This window comes from Dactylosporangium darangshiense (assembly GCF_039537565.1).
GTDB lineage: Bacteria > Actinomycetota > Actinomycetes > Mycobacteriales > Micromonosporaceae > Dactylosporangium > Dactylosporangium darangshiense.
On the sequence record NZ_BAABAT010000038.1, the window covers coordinates 22,648 to 41,878 of the forward strand.

General features: G+C 71.2%; 24 protein-coding genes. 23 read left to right on the forward strand and 1 reads right to left on the reverse strand.

The window, feature by feature from the left end:
- The first annotated feature begins 79 nt into the window (after positions 1-79).
- The 23 genes from ABD901_RS43205 (at position 80) to ABD901_RS43315 (ending at position 18,736) form a co-directional block, all read left to right on the forward strand.
- Positions 80-358, forward strand: coding sequence for a hypothetical protein (locus ABD901_RS43205; RefSeq protein WP_345136844.1), 279 nt, complete (start codon positions 80-82; stop codon positions 356-358).
- Positions 355-1,182: a hypothetical protein gene (locus tag ABD901_RS43210; RefSeq protein WP_345136845.1), complete on the forward strand. Its 828-nt coding sequence runs from the start codon at positions 355-357 to the stop codon at positions 1,180-1,182. The genes ABD901_RS43205 and ABD901_RS43210 overlap by 4 nt, the downstream gene beginning before the upstream one ends.
- 160 nt (positions 1,183-1,342) lie before the next feature.
- The gene (locus ABD901_RS43215; RefSeq protein ID WP_345136847.1) at positions 1,343-1,696 is read left to right on the forward strand and encodes a DUF3846 domain-containing protein; all 354 of its coding nucleotides are present in this window, start codon (positions 1,343-1,345) and stop codon (positions 1,694-1,696) included.
- Positions 1,697-1,786: 90 nt separating this feature from the next.
- Positions 1,787-2,791: a DUF4192 domain-containing protein gene (locus ABD901_RS43220; protein WP_345136849.1), complete on the forward strand. Its 1,005-nt coding sequence runs from the start codon at positions 1,787-1,789 to the stop codon at positions 2,789-2,791.
- A 151-nt stretch (positions 2,792-2,942) separates the two neighbouring features.
- Positions 2,943-3,587 carry a GGDEF domain-containing protein gene (locus tag ABD901_RS43225; RefSeq protein ID WP_345136851.1) on the forward strand — a complete coding sequence of 215 codons (645 nt, stop codon included), beginning with the start codon at positions 2,943-2,945 and terminating at the stop codon, positions 3,585-3,587.
- The gene (locus ABD901_RS43230; protein ID WP_345136853.1) at positions 3,584-3,925 is read left to right on the forward strand and encodes a hypothetical protein; all 342 of its coding nucleotides are present in this window, start codon (positions 3,584-3,586) and stop codon (positions 3,923-3,925) included. The genes ABD901_RS43225 and ABD901_RS43230 overlap by 4 nt, the downstream gene beginning before the upstream one ends.
- Positions 3,922-4,365: a hypothetical protein gene (locus ABD901_RS43235; RefSeq protein WP_345136855.1), complete on the forward strand. Its 444-nt coding sequence runs from the start codon at positions 3,922-3,924 to the stop codon at positions 4,363-4,365. Before ABD901_RS43230 ends, ABD901_RS43235 begins: the two co-directional genes overlap by 4 nt.
- A gap of 123 nt (positions 4,366-4,488) precedes the next feature.
- Positions 4,489-5,655 carry a hypothetical protein gene (locus ABD901_RS43240; protein WP_345136858.1) on the forward strand — a complete coding sequence of 389 codons (1,167 nt, stop codon included), beginning with the start codon at positions 4,489-4,491 and terminating at the stop codon, positions 5,653-5,655.
- Entirely contained in the window at positions 5,655-6,578 is a 924-nt protein-coding gene (locus ABD901_RS43245) for a DNA-processing protein DprA (RefSeq protein WP_345137012.1), read from the forward strand. The genes ABD901_RS43240 and ABD901_RS43245 overlap by 1 nt, the downstream gene beginning before the upstream one ends.
- The gene (locus ABD901_RS43250; RefSeq protein WP_345136860.1) at positions 6,575-7,093 is read left to right on the forward strand and encodes a hypothetical protein; all 519 of its coding nucleotides are present in this window, start codon (positions 6,575-6,577) and stop codon (positions 7,091-7,093) included. The genes ABD901_RS43245 and ABD901_RS43250 overlap by 4 nt, the downstream gene beginning before the upstream one ends.
- 158 nt (positions 7,094-7,251) lie before the next feature.
- A complete protein-coding gene (locus tag ABD901_RS43255) occupies positions 7,252-8,511 on the forward strand; it encodes a Rossmann-fold NAD(P)-binding domain-containing protein (RefSeq protein WP_345136862.1) in 1,260 nt (419 codons plus the stop codon).
- Between the two features lie 127 nt (positions 8,512-8,638).
- Positions 8,639-8,983 carry a hypothetical protein gene (locus ABD901_RS43260; RefSeq protein WP_345136863.1) on the forward strand — a complete coding sequence of 115 codons (345 nt, stop codon included), beginning with the start codon at positions 8,639-8,641 and terminating at the stop codon, positions 8,981-8,983.
- 282 nt (positions 8,984-9,265) lie between these two features.
- Positions 9,266-10,630 carry a Rossmann-fold NAD(P)-binding domain-containing protein gene (locus ABD901_RS43265; protein WP_345136865.1) on the forward strand — a complete coding sequence of 455 codons (1,365 nt, stop codon included), beginning with the start codon at positions 9,266-9,268 and terminating at the stop codon, positions 10,628-10,630.
- A 310-nt stretch (positions 10,631-10,940) separates the two neighbouring features.
- Positions 10,941-11,312 (forward strand): hypothetical protein, encoded by a 372-nt coding sequence (locus tag ABD901_RS43270; protein WP_345136867.1) that lies wholly within the window; start codon positions 10,941-10,943, stop codon positions 11,310-11,312.
- A 434-nt stretch (positions 11,313-11,746) separates the two neighbouring features.
- Positions 11,747-12,850, forward strand: coding sequence for a hypothetical protein (locus ABD901_RS43275; RefSeq protein ID WP_345136869.1), 1,104 nt, complete (start codon positions 11,747-11,749; stop codon positions 12,848-12,850).
- Between the two features lie 163 nt (positions 12,851-13,013).
- Complete coding sequence (locus tag ABD901_RS43280) at positions 13,014-14,051, forward strand: M23 family metallopeptidase (protein WP_380132048.1); 1,038 nt, start codon at positions 13,014-13,016, stop codon at positions 14,049-14,051.
- 112 nt (positions 14,052-14,163) lie between these two features.
- Positions 14,164-14,580, forward strand: a complete 417-nt coding sequence (locus ABD901_RS43285) for a hypothetical protein (protein ID WP_345136874.1) — start codon at positions 14,164-14,166, stop codon at positions 14,578-14,580.
- A complete protein-coding gene (locus ABD901_RS43290) occupies positions 14,577-14,714 on the forward strand; it encodes a hypothetical protein (protein WP_345136876.1) in 138 nt (45 codons plus the stop codon). The genes ABD901_RS43285 and ABD901_RS43290 overlap by 4 nt, the downstream gene beginning before the upstream one ends.
- Positions 14,701-14,988, forward strand: a complete 288-nt coding sequence (locus tag ABD901_RS43295) for a hypothetical protein (RefSeq protein ID WP_345136878.1) — start codon at positions 14,701-14,703, stop codon at positions 14,986-14,988. Before ABD901_RS43290 ends, ABD901_RS43295 begins: the two co-directional genes overlap by 14 nt.
- 184 nt (positions 14,989-15,172) lie before the next feature.
- The gene (locus tag ABD901_RS43300; RefSeq protein ID WP_345136880.1) at positions 15,173-15,868 is read left to right on the forward strand and encodes a GGDEF domain-containing protein; all 696 of its coding nucleotides are present in this window, start codon (positions 15,173-15,175) and stop codon (positions 15,866-15,868) included.
- Complete coding sequence (locus ABD901_RS43305) at positions 15,865-17,160, forward strand: hypothetical protein (protein ID WP_345136882.1); 1,296 nt, start codon at positions 15,865-15,867, stop codon at positions 17,158-17,160. The genes ABD901_RS43300 and ABD901_RS43305 overlap by 4 nt, the downstream gene beginning before the upstream one ends.
- Before the next feature lie 183 nt (positions 17,161-17,343).
- Positions 17,344-18,237, forward strand: coding sequence for a hypothetical protein (locus ABD901_RS43310; protein WP_345136884.1), 894 nt, complete (start codon positions 17,344-17,346; stop codon positions 18,235-18,237).
- Positions 18,238-18,550: 313 nt separating this feature from the next.
- Positions 18,551-18,736: a hypothetical protein gene (locus ABD901_RS43315; protein ID WP_345136886.1), complete on the forward strand. Its 186-nt coding sequence runs from the start codon at positions 18,551-18,553 to the stop codon at positions 18,734-18,736.
- Between the two features lie 130 nt (positions 18,737-18,866).
- Here the strand turns inward: ABD901_RS43315 and ABD901_RS43320 are convergent, their stop codons facing one another.
- Positions 18,867-19,040, reverse strand: a complete 174-nt coding sequence (locus tag ABD901_RS43320) for a hypothetical protein (protein WP_345136888.1) — start codon at positions 19,038-19,040, stop codon at positions 18,867-18,869.
- Positions 19,041-19,231: the final 191 nt, after the last annotated feature.

Below are 19,231 nucleotides of genomic sequence, written 5' to 3' on the forward strand. Positions count from 1 at the left end.
GGCAGCACCGCCACCGGCCGCCAGCGTTGACGCGATCGCCTACCTGATCCCACCCACCGGTCCAGGCCACGGATAGTTCGTGCGGGTTCACCACGGGACCCGTGGGATCGACTTCCCGCTCTACCGCCCCGGCGGTGCCCGTGCCGCCTCGTTCGGCACCGCCCGCGAGGCCCTCGACGCCGCCTTCCAGGCGCTGCGCATCGAGATCGTCAGCGCCGGGCCATCGCTGACCGGCCACTCACCGGCCCACCCCAACCTTCATAGGCCGCTGCCCGGCCTCCTCGAGCGCACCCGCGCACACCGGGCACGGCCGCACCGCCGTGCCCGGTTTCCGACGTATCGAAAGGAACCGACATGACCGCACCGCTGACACCGCTGACCACCAGCGACCAGCAGCCCAGTCGGCACAGCCGTCCCGCCCACCCGCCGTCGACGATGGATACGCGCGCCGTCATCACCATCACCGAGCAACGGGGTACCACCCGCGCGTTCCCGGCCACCTGGGCCAGCCCGGAGTACCTGATCCCGCTCGTGGCCCACTTCCTGGCCTGGGTCGACGAGGGCCAGCACCGGCTCGCCGTCCAGACGTGGCTCGCCTACGCCGACACGTTCCCCGGCACGCTGCCCCGCGAGGACGTCACCGACGCCGAAGCCGCCGACGACACATTCGGTGACCTCGACTACCGGTACCAGCTGTACCTGCACGAGGACTCCGGCGCGATGCTGCTGCGCGCCTACAGTCTGCGTGAACTGCGACGCCTGCCGCGGCCACGGCTGGTGTTCGAGCTGACCCGGGCGAACCTGTTCACGGAGGCGGCGGTGCTGTGCGAGGTGCTGGCCGACCGCGCCCAGCAGTGGGCCGACAGCCACGGCGGAACCCCGCCACCCGGCAACGATCCCGCCGTGTGGCGCCGCCACGAGGCGCGATTCCGCCGCATCCACGCCTCGACACCGGTGACCGCCCTCGGCTCGAATGCCACCGCCCAGTTCGTACCAGCGTCGTTCGACGCGCCCTACCCGGCGATCCAAGTGGCCGGCACGTGGGTGTTCGCCTACGTCGACCGGAACGGGACGCTGCGGATCGCCGCGCACCTCGAACAGACCGAGCGGTGGCTACAGCGACCCGACGGCACCGTACCGATGCGGGTCAGCATCCAAGACACCGTCGTCTTCGAAAGCTGACCGCCGGACCAGGCACGACCTGACCACCGGCCCAGGCCCGCGGGCACAGCGCCGGCCCGATGTCCCGAATCACCAGTTCTCCTGGCCGATGCCCGGCCGCCGTCTTCTCGCCGGGCGTGGCCAGACGGCCATGCTCGGCGACTCCAACGATTGGAGTCCCATGCCCCACACGCCCTTCACGTTCCTCGTGGTCGCCGAGGACGGCACCAGCCACGAACACCGCACCCGGCTGCGCACCGGCGCCGTCGACGAGCTGCTGCGCCGCGCGGTCGGCGGGTGGCTGGCACCGATCCCGATCGGCACCCCGGACCTGTCCGCGTGGTGTGACGAGGACGCCCCGTCCAGGAGCCGGCGCCCCAACCCCGTCGCCAGCCTGCTCGTCGCCCGCCTCGGCGGCGGCCGAATGCCGCTCGTCGGACCGATCGTCGTCACCGGCCGCCGCGGCAGCACCGCCATCGGTCTCACCGCCGCCCAGGTCGACGCGCTGCTGGCCGCGCTCACTCACGGCCGCTGACCCCGGATCGGCGGCCTTCGACCGCCGGTCGACTCCTGATCACTTCCAACGTGCCCTGTCTCCATCTGCTCATCCAAGGAGGACCCAGCTGTGGTCGCATCCGGCAAGCTTCTGCTCACCAGCCGCGAGGACGTTGTCGTCGCGGTGCCCTACCTCGTCGGCTTCCACCCGGCCGACAGCCTCATCTGCATCGTCCTGGACCACCAGCGGATCCAGCTCGTCTCCAGGCGCGACCTTCCCCACCTGTCCGAGATCGAGGAGCTGGCGGCACCGGCCGCGCAGACCGCCGCGATGATCGCCCAGTACGGATCGGCGGCGATCCTCATCGGATACGGACCGGCCGAACGGGTCGAACCCGCCGCCGCCGTGCTCACCACCGCGCTGCGCGCGGCCTCGATGGAGGTACGCGACGTGCTGCGGGTCGCCGACGGCCGCTACTACTGCCTGTGCGGCGACCCGGACTGCGGCACCGACGGTGTGGCGTACGACCCCGCGGCCAGTATCGTCCCGGCCGAGGCGGCCTACCTCGGCATCGCACCGCTGCCGGACCGGGCCGCGCTGGAACACCTGATCACACCGGTCACCGGACCGGAACGCGGCCGGATGCGCACCGCAACCACCGCAGCGCTGCGTCGGCTCATCGACCTGCTGGCCGACGGCGGCGTCGCGACCACCACCGGCAGGAGGCCGTCCCAGCCCGAACAGGCCGTACGTGCTGGGATCACAGCGGTGCGGCAGGCGTACGAGGCCGCCGCCCGCGGGGAGATCCTGTCCGAGGATGAGGTGGCGTGGCTGACCGCCGTGCTCATGGTGCCCGAGGTCCGCGACCACGCCTGGATCGCCTGTGACGGCAGCGACGAGCACCGGCGGCTGTGGATCGACGTGACCCGCCGCGCGACACTTCGCGCCAGCGCCGCCCCGGCCTGCCTGCTGGCCGTCACCGCCTACCTCGCCGGTGACGGCGCGCTGGCGAATATCGCCGTGGACCGGTCCCTGCACGCGGACCCGGACTACCGCCTCGCCCAACTGCTCGGCCAGGCCATGCAGGCCGGTGTACCGCCTCGCTTGTGGCGGGCCGCCACCACCGACCAGTAACGCACACCAGCCGGTGCCCGCACGGGCGCCGCCGGCAGCCCCGCGAATCCCCGCGAACGCGGGGTTTGTGCGCCACTTGAGGTGAGGGCAGCCGGTGGCATCCGGCTGCCCTCGACACCTCCTCAACCTTGGATTGGAGGTGTGGGCAGCAGTGTCCACCATCCCCGCAGTCCTCGCGGCGATCGCGATCACCGCCGTCATCACCTACGTCGTATCTCGGCGCCGCACGGCGGCCCGAGGCTGCACGGCGATCATCAGCGCCGGACATGCGGTGCACCGCGACGACCTCACGGGACTGGGCAACCGCGCTGGCTTCGACGCGGCCCTGGCCGACGTCGCACGCCAGCGCCGATCCGTCGCCGTGATCCTGGTCAACCTCGACGGCGCCCGGGCGTTCGTGAGCCGCTTCGGCCATCGCGCGCTCGACCAGTTGCTCGTGCTGACCGCCGGCCGTCTCCAGCACGTCGCGGCCGCTGACGCCTCGGCGTTCCGGCTGCGCCGCGACGAGTTCGCCGTCGTCCTCGCTGACCCTGCCGACGCCACCGGCCACGCCGCTCGTGTCGTCGCGGCCGTCGGCGAGCCGACCGAGATCCACCTCTGCGGGCGGCCGATCACCGTCGGTGTGACAGCCTGCGCCGGCATCGCCACCATCGCCCCGCATACCGACAGCGACCGGCGGCTGGCACTCATCCGCGCCAACCGGGCCATGCGCGCGGCGAAAGCGTCCGGCCGCGGCCAGACGGCCCGCTTCGACGCCGCCGTTATATGCGGCCTCGACAGCGGGCAGGAGCGATGAAGACCCGCAGGTTGATCATCTGCCGGGTCGGGGAACGTCCAACGACGGCGGTCGGCGACGAGGACGTGTACGGGCTGATCGACTGGGACGACGCACCGGTCCTGATCGTCGGGTCCGGCGCCGAGGCGGTCAAGCGGGAGGCGATCCGGGTCTTCGCGCAGACCGTCGCTGGCGTCGGGAACCTGGCCGAGGACGACCCGGATTTCGTCGTGCGTCACCCGCTGCCAGACCCCGACGGGCCGGTCGTCGTCATCGACGGCTGGCTGGACCTGCTGCGCCGGGCGACGGCCATCCCGTGGTTCGCCGTCCTCGACGACGAGGTGGTGATCGCGAGGTGACCAGACCCAACCTCGACAGCCTCGGCAGTCTGGCCGGGTTGGCGCTCCCGCCGCTCACCGATCACCCCGTCCAGCTGGGTCGGCTGGCGGTCGACGCGCACTGGGTCACCGTGTGGGCGGACCGGCCGGCACGCGGACTGACCCGGATCATGCTGGTCGACGAGGCCGGACTTGGCTGCGGCGACGCCACCCTGCAAGGCGACACGCTCACTGTGACCGTGCCGGGGACCTGGGCTGCAGTTGATCGGGCCTCCGCGATGTGCCTGATCGCCGGTCTGGTCTATCAGGGCGGAGTCCGCGGCTGCGACCGCTGCGGCCACTGCCAGCGGCACGCCGAGCAGTTCCCGGCCGGCGAGGCGCCCCACGGCCCGGACATCGTCGAGCTTGGCTCGGCCCGCCACGCCGAACTCCTCGCCGATCCGGACAACCGAACCGGCTAGTTCCACCAGCCTGACCGCCTGCTCCCGCGGCGGTGGCCTCACCTCGTGCCTACGGGCAGGTTGGGGCCGCACCGGGTCCCAACCTGTCCGCCGCCACGAGGCGGGGATAGGAGGGCCACACCGATGGCCAAGCACAACCCCAGGGCCACGAAGGCCAGGGCCGAGCACACCCCCAGGGCCGAGAAGCCCAGGATCCAGGACACTGCGCGGGCCGAGCGGTCCAGCCGCAGCGACGACGATCGAGATGCACTGCTGGCGAAGATCAAAGCCGACTTCGGCGCCCGGCTGGCCCGGATGGCGGCCGACCCTGCGCAGTGGATCGAGTTCATCGACCACGTCGCCACGTTCGGCGCCCGCTACGGCCTGGGCAACCAGATTCTGCTGCTGGTCCAGGCCGAGCAGCGCGGCATCGAGCCCCGCTACTTCCTGCCGTTCGGCCGCAAGGACGGCTCGACCGGCTGGAAAGCCCACCAGCGCTACGTGCGCGCCGGCGAGACAGCGTTCAAGATCTGGGCGCCGATCAAGCGGCGGCCAACCGAGGAACAGGCCGCCGAGTGGGAGGCCGCCGGCCGCAAGGTCCAGCGGGAACCGTCCGGCCGCCCCGCTGTCCAAGTGGTCGCGTTCCGGCTGGCGAACACCTTCGAGCTGAGCCAGACCGACGGCGAACCGTTCGAGCCGCCGACGGTGCTGGCGCGCCGGCGGGTCCAGCAGCGCGGGAACCGCCCGCAACTGCTCGTCGGCGACGACCCGACCGGTGTCTTCGACGACCTCGTCAAGCTCGTCAAGGATGAGGGGTACACCTACGAGCTCGTCGCGCCGCGGACCGGCGACCTGGGCGGCGCGAACGGGGTCACGGTCCGGCGCCGGGGCGTCCGGCTCGTGCAGGTCCGTGACGACGTCGACCCGGCGCAGCGGACGAAGAGCACTCTGCATGAGCTGGCGCACATTCGCTGCGGGCATCTCGACGCCGGGGCGGCCGGGGAGGACGTGCACCGCGGCCGGGTCGAGACCGAGGCCGAGAGTGTCGCGCACATTGTGCTGCGGGCCCTGGGCATGGACAGCGCCGCCTACTCCGACGCCTACGTGTTCGGCTGGGCGGGCGGCGACCTGGACCTGGTCAAGGACTGCGCCGAAACGGTGCTGCGGGTGGCCAAGCAGATCCTGGCCGACCTCACCCCGGCCGGCGACGCCACCGACGATTCCGACCCGGCGCAGGCCGGACCCAGCGACCCGGATCCGGTCGCGTTCGAGCTGGCCGGCGTTCCGGCGGTCGGGCTGGTGGCGGCGTGATGGACATCTACGCCGACGAGCGGTTCGCGCGGGCCACGCTCGGCTGGCTGTGCGAGCCCGGCGACGCCCGGCTGCGGCAGCTGCTGGCGCAGCACGGACCGGTCGACACCGTCGACATGCTGTCCGGGGTCGGTGTGCCGTTCGTGCCCCGGCACGAGATCCGGCACCTGCCCGCGAAACGGTGGTGGGGCGAGGCGGCCGTCGTCGTCGAGGAAGCCCAGCGGGGCGGCGGCCGGGTGGTGATCCCAGCCGATCTCGACTGGCCGACCGGGCTGCGTGACCGCGACGGCGGTGAGCCGGTGTGCCTGTGGGTACGTGGGCCGGCCCAGATCCCGCAACAGGCGGCGTCGGTCACGATCGTCGGGTCGCGGGCCGCCAGCAACTACGGCATCACCGTGGCAGCGGACCTCGCCGCGGAGCTGACTGGCCGGCACTGGACGGTGGTGTCGTCTGGCGCGCTCGGGATCGACGGCACGGTGCTGCGGGCCGCGCTGGCCGCCGAGGGTGACGCGGTCGCGGTCCTGCCCGGCGGCCTCGACCAGCTCCACCCGCACCAGCATCGCGGGCTGTTCGACCGTCTCGCCGAGGACGGCCTGCTGCTCAGCGCGTGGCCGCCAGGCGCCCGCCCGACCCTGGAACGGATGCTGGCCAATCAGTCGCTGCTGGCCGGACTCACCGCCGGCACGGTCCTGGTCGAGGCGTCGCTGCGCAGCCGCGCGTTGCAGGTCGTGCGGCACGCCGTCGACCTGGGCCGTGTCGGCATGGTCGTGCCCGGCCCGGTCACCTCGGCCGTGTCGGCCGGCTGCCACGAGCTGCTGCGCGCCGACCCGCGTGTGCGGCCGGTCGCCCACGCCGGCCACGTCCTGGCTGATCTCACGCCGCAGACCGGCGGCGAGCCGGGCGAAGGTGGTGGTGCCTGGTGACGGCGACGCCTGACATCCCGGAGCACCTGGCCGGGCGGCCGCGATCCGGCGGCCTGGTCGTGCCGTGGATCACCCCGGCCACCCGGGCCGGGCTGTACCTGTTCGGCAAGGTCACCGATCTGGCGCAGTCCCAGTGCCTGAACCGGCGCCGGTGTCAGGTCTGCGGCCAGCGGCTCGGCGTGCGGGCGGTGCTGTTCGCCCGGGAATCCGACCTGGTCTACGCGTGCACGGCCGAGCCGGCGGTCTGCCCGCCGTGCGCGGCCTACAGCCGCCGGGCCTGCCCGATGCTCGCCGGCCAGCGCTCCCGGTACCGGGCCAGTGAACACCCGGCCCTGGCCGGCATCCCGCCCGCCGCCGATCAGGTGCTGCGGCAGGCCGCGCCCGCGGAGGCCTGGTACGCGGTGTGGGTCCGCGACTACGACGTCATCGAGCACCCGGCCCAGCCCGGCACGCTCGCCGCGTCGTGGCAGCGGATCCCGCCGCTGCGCATCCGGCCCCTCGCGGCCACCGCCTGACGGCATAGCCGGCGCGCCCCGTTTCCGGCGCGCTTGCTCCTACCGGCACCACCTTCCGGCCGATGCCCGGCCACCGCTGTGCGACCCCGCACACCCCGGGCACGGCCGCCAAGGCCGTGCCCGGGTTCCCCAACTCCCTGTTCTGGAGGAACCCTGACATGCGCAACCCACACCACCAGCAGCACACCAACACCCAGCCCGGCCGGACGCACCGGACCAACCGGCACAGCACCGCCGGGGCACCTGGCGGACCCCGGATCGCCGTCGTCGGCGGATCGCTCACCGGTCCCGTCGTGGCGCTGCTGCTCACCCAGGCCGGCTTCGCGTACGTCACCCTCTACGAGGCCATGCCCGCCAGCACCACCCTCGGCGGCGGCCTGATCTCCCTGGAACACTCCAGCCTCGGCATCCTCGACCACCTCGGCATCGGCCAGGACGAATACGTCCACATCCCGTCGGAGACCATCTGGCAGACCCCGGTCCACCGCCGAATGCTCGGCGAGCCGACCCGCCGCGCCTACCCCGGCCGGTTCACCACCTGGACCCAGCTCAACCAGGCCCTCACCGGCCGGCTCCCCGACGGCATGGCGCAGACCGGCGCCCGGGTCACCGGGCTCACCGCACACGGCCAGTGTGCGCTGCTGCACTTCGCCGACGGCCGCACCGAACCCGCCGACCTGGTCGTGTTCGCCGACGGGCGGGCGTCCACCGGCCGCAGCCTCCTCGACCCGGACCGGCAGCTGCACTACGCCGGCTACGTCGGCCATCGCGGCGCCGTCGCGTGCAACCCCACCGGCATGGTCGACTTCTGGCGGCTCGAACCCGGCCCCGGCGTCCAGTTCAACATCGCCCCGATCCCGGGCGGTGTCGACTGGACCTTCTACCTCAACGCCACCCCGGCGGAGTACGCCGAGTGGTTCGGCGTGGCCCCGCACCGGCGGCTGTTCGCCCAACACCGGCACGTCAGCGACATCGCACGGGCGCACGTCGACGGCAACGCGGTCTGGCACCTGCCCGAGCCGTACGCATCCGCCGTGCACTGCACCACCACCCGGACCGCGTTCCCCGTCATGGACATCGACCCACCCACCCGCATGGTCTGGCCCATCGGTGACGGCTTCGCCGTCCTGCTCGGCGACGCGCTCGCCCCGGTCCGGGCGCACACCGCCCGCGGCGCCAACAACGGCCTCGAACAAGCAGACGGCCTCGTCACCGCCCTGTGCCAGCATCACCGGCACGGCGCCGACCTCGGCACCGCACTGACCGGCTGGCAGCGCCGGCACCTGCCGGCGGCCGTCTCCGCGGCCCGGCTCGGACCGGTCATCGGCGCCCGCCTCGGCCTCGGTACCACTGCCGCCGCCCTGCCTGCCGCGCGCGGCGCCGTGGAGCGGGAGCCGGCCCTGGCCGGTGCGCGATGACCCGCCACATCGGCGACGTCGACATCATCCGCGAACCACGCGGCAGCGTCAGCCGGGCCTCGTCCCCGCAGCAACTGCAGCGACGCCACGAAGCAGCGGCCCACCCGTCGACGGGAGGTCGGCGTCGATGACCGCGACCGAACCGCAACCGAACCGCGCCGCGGACGTCGCCGACGCGTTCCGGCAGTACGTGGCGCTGTTCGGCACGCCCACCGACGCGCTGCTGGACCTGGCCTCACGGGCCGGGATCGCCGTGGCATGGCTGGACCGCGAGTCCATCGAGCTCGAGCGCGACGGCCCGCTCAGCGACACCGAATGGGAAGGCGTCGCCATGGGCCTGGACAGCTACGACGAGCACTGCTGCTACAGCACTGAGCTCAACTCGTCGTTCCTCGACCAGATCTTCGCCGGGGCCGGCGTGCCCCGCTACGTCCCGGTCGGCGACGACAGTTCGCCATCCCCGGCCCGGTAGCTCGCCGAGCCTGCCGGGGCCCATCAGCCTGTTCCGACACCACCGCACGTCGCCGCGATACCGACGCCACCTGCCGGTACGGCCAGCAGGCCGCGCCGTCGTCCTGCAACGGATGGCGACGTGCTGATGTTCCAGGCCGACCAGGTCGGTGATCTGCCCGCCTGGGCCTGGCAACCGCCGGCCCAGCAGCCCAACCCTTTGACCCTTCCGGGATCGTGCTGGCCGCGTGCCGCAACCCGGGGGCTGCCCCGGGGTGGGTACGCGGCCCGGTGCGGTGTCCCGGTGACCAGGAAGGACGCCATGTTCGAGCCATCCGCGCAGATCGAGTCCCTGCTCACCGCCGTCGCCGTCAAGGAACCCGCCGCTGCGGGCATGCAGGCGATGATGCAACGTGAGCAGGAATTTCCTAGCCCGACGCAAGCCAGGCTCACCGGTATCGCCTTGGACCCGTACGGCCGCGAATACGCCGACCAGATCCTGGACGCCTACTGGTCGGACGAGCAGCGGCAGCAAGACCTGCTCACCTCCAGCAGCGACCGTGAGGTCATCATCGGCAGCGGTGTGCACGCCGCGACGTACGCGGCGGTCCGCGTCCTCGCCGGCCAGCCCAAGCCGCTGGTGCTCGAGCGCAACGCGCGGGTGGGCGGCAGCTTCGCCATGACCCCGCGGCCGACGTTCTACCTCAACTCCCGAAACCGCAGGGGACCCGCCGGCTTGGCGGGCGACCAGGGCGTAAGCCTGAACTACCTGCCCGGCGCCCCGATCCAGGCCGCGAACGTGTCCATGGCCGAGTATCTGACGAACACCGACATGGCGTTCGTGGTCCGCCTCGCGCTGGCCCAGTTCGCCGACGTGATGACCAACGCCAATGTCGTGTCCGTCACCCGGAACGACCTGGGCGTGCAGATCGAGATCGACGGTTCCGCGTCGCTGCTCGCCGGGCGGGTCATCGACGCCCGTGGCCTGGGCGACCCGGATGACCAGGGCGTCGCTGACGGCGTCACGATCCTCACCTTCACGCAATTCATGCAGCGGATGGCCGGCATGTGGCCGCTGCGCGGTGTGCGTCGCGTCGCGGTGATCGGCGGCGGCGATTCCGGCAAGTGCGCCGTCGAAGCCTGCCTGGGCATCGCGCCGCAACCGTTCATGGCGGCGGTCGCCCTGGACCAGGTGGACCGGATCGACTGGTACGCCACCGACCTGCCCACGACGTGCGAGGCGTGGCAGGAGCAGATACGGGGGCGTTACCAGGCCATCGGCCGCTACCTGCGGCCAGATCGGTTCGGCGTCCGCCGACTCAACGTGCTGCGCCGCCGAGCACGACCCATCGCGCTGCCCGGGGCGGGACTCGTCGACGGCCGCACCTACGGCCTGGTCGTCATGTGCACCGGTAATCGGGAGGCGGACATCGATGGCCTCAATTTCGGGTCCGTCGAGGAGTACACCACCGCCGACGGGTACGTCGTTGCGCGCGAGCATGACGACCTGCCCGCGTTCCGCGTCGGCCCGCACGCGCGACTGCCCTTCACCGCTCAGGAGCGGGCCGACGGCGTGGCGGACATCGCCGCGAACGCGGTCTCGATCTTCCGGACCACACTCAAGACCGCCGCGTTGGCGGCAACGCTTCCCGTACCGACGCGGAGCTGACCCGCAAACGTCGCCCAACCATCCGGCGTCAACATCGAATGGCGATCGAGTCGCTCCGGCGAGATCGGTGACCACACCACGGCCTGCCCGACCGCGCCATCACCAACAGCAGCACCGCGGGCGGCATCGTCGTCTGCCGCCGCCACCGCTTGTCCTGACCCGCTGCAGCGTCGCAGCCCAGCCCTGCGACGCACGCCTGCGTCGCCGGTATCCCGCGACCACGGGACGCGACGCGGCTGTGCGTCGCCAACCCACGAACCCGAGGCGCGGCGCCGCCACGCCGCTCGTTAACCACGAAAGGACCCAAGAGATGGGCATCGTCACCTCCAAGCAGCAGCCGGACCCGACTCAACCCGAGCCGACCTGTCCCCATCGGCCAGAGGACAACACCGGCGTCAACGTCATCACCGTCGCCGCCGAGACGAAGGGCGACAGCATCCCCTCGGACGGACCGGCGGGCCGGCTGGTCGTTGACGGTGAACCGATCGAGGTGTGGGCCGAGCCGCTCGACGGCGGCCTGGTGCGGATCGACCTGTGCACGACCGGCGGCATGGGCTGCGGCGAGGCCGAGCTCGCCAACGGTTCGCTGCACATCGACCTACCCGACGCGTGGAGCCCGGCGGACAAGGCCACCGCCGCGTGCCTCATCGCCCGGATCGCATACCTGGCGGATGCCGCATGACCAACTCGGGGAGGCGGCCGCCACTCCCGGCGGACGCTGGTGTTCAGCCACGACGGCCCTGTCCGTCAGCGGCATTCGGCCGGCGACCACGACACGACTCATGGGCTCCGCTATACCGCGGGGGTCGTCGGGGTCGCGGACGCCGAACCGGGTGTCATCCGGTTCGGCCGCGGTGTCGTCGAGGCGACGCAAGCTGCTGCGCCTGGCTGAGGCCGGTGCGGTGACCCGTACCCGGCAGCGGCCCGCCCGGTTCCGTATCACCACCTGACCCGCCACACCCGCTCGCCGACGGACACCCGTTCTGGGGCTCGTCCCGGCGGGATGCCTACGCCCATCCGGGCCCAGCGTCCCGCACCGGGGCGCTGGGCCTGCGTCATTTCGCAGGAGGACCCGATGCCCCTTACGTCCGCGACCACCACACCGGCGGGTGAGCGATGAACCTGACCGCCACGCCCGGCGACGGCCCGCTCGGCCGGGCCGCCGAGCACGCCGCCTGGATCTTCTACGTCATCGCCGCCCTCGGCTCGACCATCGGCCAGATCTGGGTCGGCGTGCAATCCGCGCCCTGGCCCGACGGCCTCGACTGGTGGTGGCGGGCGCTGCTCGTCGCCCCGTTCGCCGCCGTCATCGACCTTGGCGGTGTCGTCACATCTGCGTTCGCCGACTGGCGGCAGCGGCTTGGTGAGGGCGCCTACGGCTGGCGGGTGCTGTCCGCCGGCTCGGTCACGATCGGCGTCGTCATTAACGTCCTCGGCCACTACGACGTGCCCTATTTGGCCACGGTGTTCGGCGGTCTCGGCATCTTCGCGTACGCGGTGTGGCTGATGCACAGCGCCGCCCGCCGCCGCGACGCGCTGCGCGCCGCCGGGAAGCTCGCCGACACCGCCCCGGTCTACGGTCTCGCCCAGTGGTGGCGCGAACCGGCGGTCACCCGCCGCGCCCGCTCCCTCGCCCTCGCGCACCGGCTCGCGCTGCACGAGTCCCTCGACGCCGCCCGGCAGCAGCTCCGCGATGAGCGGCGCCGTGCTGCGCTCGCCGCCCACGTGGAGACGCTGATCCGGGCCCGGCACGACGACCCGGTCCGGGCCGACATCGCCGCGACCACCCTCGATCTCGATGCGGTCGCCGCCGAACTCAGCGCCCAGGCCGACGTGCCGGGCTGGGCCCACGTCATCGGCGCCGACCTGCTGCCCCCACCCCTGCCGGACACCGATGCCGACCCGGACGCCGAGCGGGGAGCCGCAGGGCTGCCCGCGTTGGCCGGGCCAATGCCGCCCGCCGACGTGCTGCGGCGGGTACCGCAGGACCAGGCGTCCTACGACCGGTGGCGGCACCTGTGGGCCGAGCTCAAAGCTGACCCGGACATCGAGCCGGCCGAGTTCGCGCAGCGGCACGGCATCTCGCTGCGGCAGGTCCAGTTGATCCGCCGCACCGGCATCAGCGGCCTGCTCGACTCGCCGCTCACGTTGATCGACCGGATCGCCTATCTGGCCGGCAGCAACGGCCACGTCGCGCACCAGCCGACATCCGCCTCGTAGGTCCATCCACGGCCGGTGGCGGAACACTCCCGTGTCCCGCCACCGGCGCATCCCTTCGAGGCTCGTGCCGGAACCGTTCGGCAGCCCGCCCGCCCGGCAGGCCGCCGTGGGCACGCCAACCTCGAAGGGAACCGATCATGCCTGCACACACCCGGCGGCTGCTGTGACCAGCCGCGCCATCGCCCTCGTCGTGTCCGTGGTCCTCGGCGTAGCGTTTCTGTGCGTCGCCGGGCTGTTCGCCCTCACCGGAGCCGTGTCGGCGTGCTCGGTCATCACCACCCCGAGCGGCACCATTGGCCGCTACGACGCCGAACAGATGCACTACGCCCAGGTGATCGTCACCGTCGGCGTGCAGCACGGCGTTCCTGTCCGCGGCCAGGTCATCGCGGTGGCCACCGCGCTGCAGGAGTCCGGGCTGCGTAACCTCGGCAACCTCGGTGAACGCAACGACCACGACTCGCTCGGACTGTTCCAGCAGCGGCCGAGCCAAGGCTGGGGCACCCCCGCACAGCTGTTGGATCCCGAGTACGCGGCGGGCGCGTTCTACCGCAAGCTGGTCACCGTCGGCGGCTGGCAGACGATGCCGCTCACTGTTGCTGCGCAGCGCGTGCAGCGTTCCGCCTATCCCGATGCCTACGCGAAGTGGGAGGGCGACGCGACTGTTCTCGTCGGGCTCGTTTCCGGCCAACCGGCCGGTTCTGGCGGTCCCGGTGAGCAGTGCATCAGCGTCGGTGGCTGGATGAAACCGGTCCAGGGCCCCGTCGTGTCCGGGTTCCGGACCGCAGACCGGCCCGGCCACGACGGCGTCGACATCGCCGCGGCCAAGGGCACCCCGATCCACGCCGCCGCGTCCGGTCTGGTCATCCGTGTGGAGTGCAACGCCCACCTGGTCAACGCAGGCCCGTACTCCTGCGACGTCGACGGCGATCCGGACCGGGTGCGGGGCTGCGGCTGGTACGTGGAGCTGCTGCATCCCGACTCGACCGTCACCCGCTACTGCCACATGGTCCAACGCCCGGCGGTCGACGTGGGTCAGCAGGTCGCCGTCGGCCAAGTCATCGGCCAGGTCGGCAGCAGCGGCCACTCATCCGGACCGCACCTCCACCTGGAAACGCATACCGGCCAGCCCGCGACCGAGTCCAATGCCGTTGGCCCAGTTGAGTTCTTCGCCATCCGCGGCATTGATCTGGCTGCCACGTAAGGAAATCGGTCGCTGATTCCCGCCAATCATCTTGCCAGTGGAGCGTTTCGGCAGCGCCGAGACGGTCCACATCCCTTTCTGAGCCGATTGCGGCCAACGCGAAAGGAACATCATGTTGACCGTCACCATCTACCACAACACCGGCGCACGATTCACGCACTACCGCGACGGACACCGGCTTGTCGCGGTCACCTCCCACCGGCTCCCCACCGGCGCCGAGTGGGACCCGCACGCCGTCGCTGACTGGGCCTTCCACGCCTGCAACGCCGACCTCGACCAGTTGGAGACTGGCCGCGGCACCGCCCACGGCGAGATCACCTTCCTCGCCGCCTGCGTGTACCGGCTGCTCGGACACCGGGCATTGTCCGTGGGCGACGTCATCGAGATCAGCACCGGCCAGCAGACCTGGTGGCTGGCCTGCGACTCGTTCGGCTGGCAGCACATCAATCAACCTTCGAACCTGCGCGGGCAGCCGTTGACCGCCGCGAAGGTCTACCAGCACATCCGCGACCACGGGCACAACCGGTGACCGGAGAGCATGAGGCGCCCGGCGCGGAGCTGCAGCTGCACCGGCTGTGCGTGTTCGACCTCTCGCTGAATTGCGGACACATCGTCACGCTCGCCATTGACGGCTGGTACCCGGGTGTCGGTGTCCTGCTGTGACCGGCTCGGCGGCACCGTGCTGCGCGGCGTGTACCAGCCGTTCGACTCCCACGTCGAGTACGCCAGAGTGCTGTCCGAACGCTACGAACACCGGCCCCACGGCACCCCGCCCGAACCCACCCGGCTCCTCAGGCGCCGTCCCCGCACCGACGAGCCTCACCAGCACGACCGGCCCCACCACCGCTGGGCCGAGCCCAGCGCCGGGCGGCTCCCCGCCCGCGTCGGCGCGGCCTGGGACCTCGACGCCGCCGCCCCGCCGGCCGCGCAGCCCTGACCCTCAGGGCAGATCCACTGCTCCTTGAGGACGACCAACGCCCACCTGTCCGCGTCAGCCACACCCGGCGACGCGCAAGCAGAAGAACGGCCCGCCAACAGGCGGGCCGTCGTCGCATCAGGACCCGGGACGCCCGCCTCGACAACGTCGCGTCCCGGGTTCTCCAATGACATGGAGGACCCCAGTGTCCCTATCCCTGACCATGATCGCCACCGCGGTAGTGGCGTTCGCCGGGGGCGGGCTCACCGCCTGGCCCACCATCCACCGCCTGCGCGCCCGGCTCGCCGAGGCCACCTGGAGGCTGCTGCACGACCCACTCACCAGACAGTTCAACCGTGACGGCCTGCAGGCCGCGCACGCCGCCATCGCCCAGACCGGCGACCCGCAGCCCATCATCGCCGTCCTGATCGACCTGGACGACTTCAAACCCATCAACGACACCTACGGCCACGACGCCGGAGATGACCTGCTCATCGAAATCGGCGACCGCATCAACGACACCGCCACCCTCTACGGCGGTGTCGCGGCGCGCCTGTCCGGCGACGAGTACGCAGCCCTGCTACCCGCCCGCCAGCATGACTTCGTCCGCATCGCCGACACCTTCGGCACCCTGATCTCCCAGCCCGTCGAACTCACCATCGACGGCAACCCGGTCACGATCACCCCCACCGCCAGCGTCGGCCTCGCCCTAGCCGAAACCACCGACGCGCTCGAGGACGTGGCCCTGCACCGCGCGGACATCGCGATGTACCACGCCAAACACAACGGCCGGAACCGCCACGCGATCTACGAGCCGGGCATGACGATGCCGACCAGCCAGCCCCGTCGAGGACCGCGGCTGCGCGACCGTCGACAGCATGACGGTGAGGCGACGGCATGACGGCCACGCGAGAAGAGATGGCCTGCCAGATCTGCCTCTCCCCACTGAACACCCTCGGTGCGCCGCCCAGCTACATGCACCCGATCCAACTCGTCACCGACGGACACGAGCCGGTACCCGTCCCGGTCAACCAACTCGACACCGTGCGCCGCTCGTGTGACTTCTGCGGGGACCAATACCCAATGTGGACGCTCGTCGGCGGTGAGGTCGCCGCCGTCGCGATCGGCCCGACCGCAGGCCTGGTACAGAACTTCGGCCAGGCATGGGCGGCGTGCGCGACGTGCCAGCGCTACATCGACGACGGCAGAGACAACAAAGTGGTCGACCGAGCCGTGCGGGCACTCGGCCTCGGCAACCATCGACCAGCGCGAGAGCGTATCGAGCAACTCCACATGGCGTTCCTGAACGCCCGGCAACCGGGACGCACGCTCATCACGACGACCGCCTGGCCGGCAACCGCCATCACCGCACGAGAGTTGCCAAAGGTGCGCGACCGGCTCGCGCACTTTTACCGGGGCAACGACGGCCTTCCAGCCGTGGTCGCGATGGCCGACGCACGTCAAGCTATCGCCGCCGGCCTGGACCGATCACGCCTGTTCTGGATCGACAGCGACTTCACCGACCTGGCCGAACACGCCGCAGCACAGCTGCCTGCCGTCACGATCAGCCGCGACCTCATGCCCGCGACGGACGGACTGCTCGTGTGGTCCCGGCCAATGACACAACGACAGATCGCCGCAGCGTCCTGGACCGGCACCAGCGACGGCTGGCAGGTGGTCAGCTACCGCACGATCGGCGCTGGCCTTGACGACAAATCCCTCCAGCGACTACGCGAACAGGTCGGTTGGCTCACCCCGATACGCGCTGCCCACGTTGACGATCAGCAACTGCCGCCCGGCAACCATCCAACAGCAGCGCTGATCGCAACCTGGCTCCTGATCGCGCAGCAGGCCGCCGACATCACCACCGCGGCAATCGACAAATCTATTCGGAAGACCTACGCGCGCACCAACCGACCCGCACCCGAGGTGCGGATCGTGCGTATCCGCGCCAGCCGCAACACCACGCCGCCCGGTTCACCATCGGCGCAGGGCAGCCCAAGACGCTCCCAGAGCAGCCGGTTCTGGGTCTCCGGCCACTGGCGCAGCCAGGCATACGGACCCGGCAGGGCGTTGCGCCGTCCCGTCTACATCAACCCGTTCCTCAGAGGCCCGGACGATGCACCGATCAAGCTCAACACGACCGTGCGCATGCTCAGCAGCCGTAAACCCAAGTCTGAAGATCATGAGTGAGTAGCGCGGCCAGGCGGTGGCGGGGACCTTGTCCCCGCCACCGCTGACATCGAGACCGTTCCGGGTGAGCTCGACGGACTCGTGAGCATCGACCGGGGCTGCTACCGCGCCAGCGCCTCGACGCATACAACGGGCGTGCCCGCGGGCCAGGCCGCGCACCACCCGATTCGTGAGGAGTCACACGTGTACTACCATCTGCCAGGCGACCAGCCACCGATCGGCGTGGTCGGGCCGGACGACACCGAATTCTGGACTGCGCTCGGCGAACCAGCCGCGCACCGGCACGCCCTCGTCATCGGCGACCGGGCCGAGCCCGCCACCGCCACCGTGATCACCGGCAAGCTGGTCGAACTCGCCCGCTACCTCGATCCCATCCACGGCCCACTGCACCACGCCGTCGTCGAACTCGCTGCGAACGCCCGCCGCGGGCTCACCCACGACCAGCTGGACCAGCTGCACCCCGCACCCGCCGTCGAGCCCAGGCTCAGCCATCCCGGTGAGGATGCTGACCCGGTCGAGCGGATCACACTGCCGCACAGTAGGCTACGCATCCCGGCCGAGCTCCGGGGACTGCGGGTCACCTCCTACCGGGCCTTGGATACCCGGGATGGTCAGGCATTCAACGCGGTCCTGCGGCTCGGACGCGACGCGGTCGGCGCCATCCGCAACGCCGGCGACGGCGGGGCGTCCAGCTACGACCCGAACCTTCCGTCGCGGTTGGGGTATCGGGAGCTTCGGGCGTGCGTCGCCGCGTGTCGCACCAGGTCCGGGCGGCGACCCAGCGAGGAAGAGTTCCTCGACGCCTTGGTCGAGGAATACCAGGGCACGCGGCGCGTCAGCCAGGCGACCCGCGCCGGGCTCAGCGCGCTGCGAATGCTCGCCCCGCTCGGTGACGGCTTCTACACCCTGGCCGTCGCTACCGCTCAGCCTGTCCGCAACGACGCCGACCGCGCCGAACTGGCCCGCCAACTCGACGCCAACATGCGCGCCGACGACGGCGGCCATTGGCAGATCTGGACCGGTGACCGATGGGACGACCTCATCATCACGCCAACCATGCCATCCGAATCCGAATAGCACACTGGGCGCGGCCCGTGTGGCGCCCGTGCCACGAAGACTGTCTAACGGACCGAAGGTATCGACGAATGGCTATCACCTGCTGTGGAGAGCCCGCAATGGTCTGAAGAAATCGACAGGGGATGCAACCATCGGCAGACCAGGCGGGCCACGGACGCGCCTGCCACGCTTGATCGAACCCAAAGCATCACGCGCTGGCCGACCAAATCCGGCAGACGCGCACCACACCCACCCCGCAAAAATAGAAGGGGCGCCGCACCCATCAGGGTCCGCTGCCCCCACCTCGGAACGGCGGAGCCCGACCATGGGCGCGGTGCCTCTGGCGGACGCAAGCAGGCCCTGCTGTGACAACACTCGCCAGTGCCTGGGCGTCGGTGCGGTCCCGGTGCCGGCCGGCAGCTACCCCGAGATGAACTACGTCTGCGCGGACGGCCACGCTCAGGGCGCGGTCAGCCTGGCGATGACCCGACGCGGGGCCTCGGTGTCGGAGATCGCCTGACAGCAGAGTTCCTCGGTGATCGTAAGCCGGTGCCCGATCCGTGTCGTGCTGGACGGGACCTTCGTCAGGAAACGTCGCGTCGACCAGTCCGTCGTTGTAGCTGAACACGTGCCGGGTCGCCCGAACTCGATCAGCCGCTGCCACCGGTCCGGATCGACGCGGCACGCAGGTCAAGGTATCCGGCATCGACGAACAGTGGGGCGGTGTGGTCCAACCGCTGGAAGGCGTTGCCGTATCCGTTGAGCCGCTGCTCCGCGTCGCGGAACGTGGCCGAGCCGAGTGCCTCGCGACCGGACCGGGTCACAGGCAAACCCGTCCGGCGTACCGCGCGTCGACGGGCTGCCGCGGCGCAACCCGGGCTGGCACATCGGCGACGCGCCCGCATGGCGCGACGGCCCTTTTCTATATCCAGCCCGACTACTTTCAGTGTCCCAACAGTTGCGAATCGTGTTCACCGGTCTGTGCAATGCGTTGGCGGTTGTGGCGGCTCCGGCT

Coding starts and splice junctions, on each gene's coding strand:
- ABD901_RS43285 (WP_345136874.1), top strand. CDS start 14,164: ATGTTGACCGTCACCATCTACCACAACACCGGCGCACGATTCACGCAC.
- ABD901_RS43275 (WP_345136869.1), top strand. CDS start 11,747: ATGAACCTGACCGCCACGCCCGGCGACGGCCCGCTCGGCCGGGCCGCC.
- ABD901_RS43210 (WP_345136845.1), top strand. CDS start 355: ATGACCGCACCGCTGACACCGCTGACCACCAGCGACCAGCAGCCCAGT.
- ABD901_RS43230 (WP_345136853.1), top strand. CDS start 3,584: ATGAAGACCCGCAGGTTGATCATCTGCCGGGTCGGGGAACGTCCAACG.
- ABD901_RS43270 (WP_345136867.1), top strand. CDS start 10,941: ATGGGCATCGTCACCTCCAAGCAGCAGCCGGACCCGACTCAACCCGAG.
- ABD901_RS43215 (WP_345136847.1), top strand. CDS start 1,343: ATGCCCCACACGCCCTTCACGTTCCTCGTGGTCGCCGAGGACGGCACC.
- ABD901_RS43260 (WP_345136863.1), top strand. CDS start 8,639: ATGACCGCGACCGAACCGCAACCGAACCGCGCCGCGGACGTCGCCGAC.
- ABD901_RS43255 (WP_345136862.1), top strand. CDS start 7,252: ATGCGCAACCCACACCACCAGCAGCACACCAACACCCAGCCCGGCCGG.
- ABD901_RS43240 (WP_345136858.1), top strand. CDS start 4,489: ATGGCCAAGCACAACCCCAGGGCCACGAAGGCCAGGGCCGAGCACACC.
- ABD901_RS43245 (WP_345137012.1), top strand. CDS start 5,655: ATGGACATCTACGCCGACGAGCGGTTCGCGCGGGCCACGCTCGGCTGG.
- ABD901_RS43305 (WP_345136882.1), top strand. CDS start 15,865: ATGACGGCCACGCGAGAAGAGATGGCCTGCCAGATCTGCCTCTCCCCA.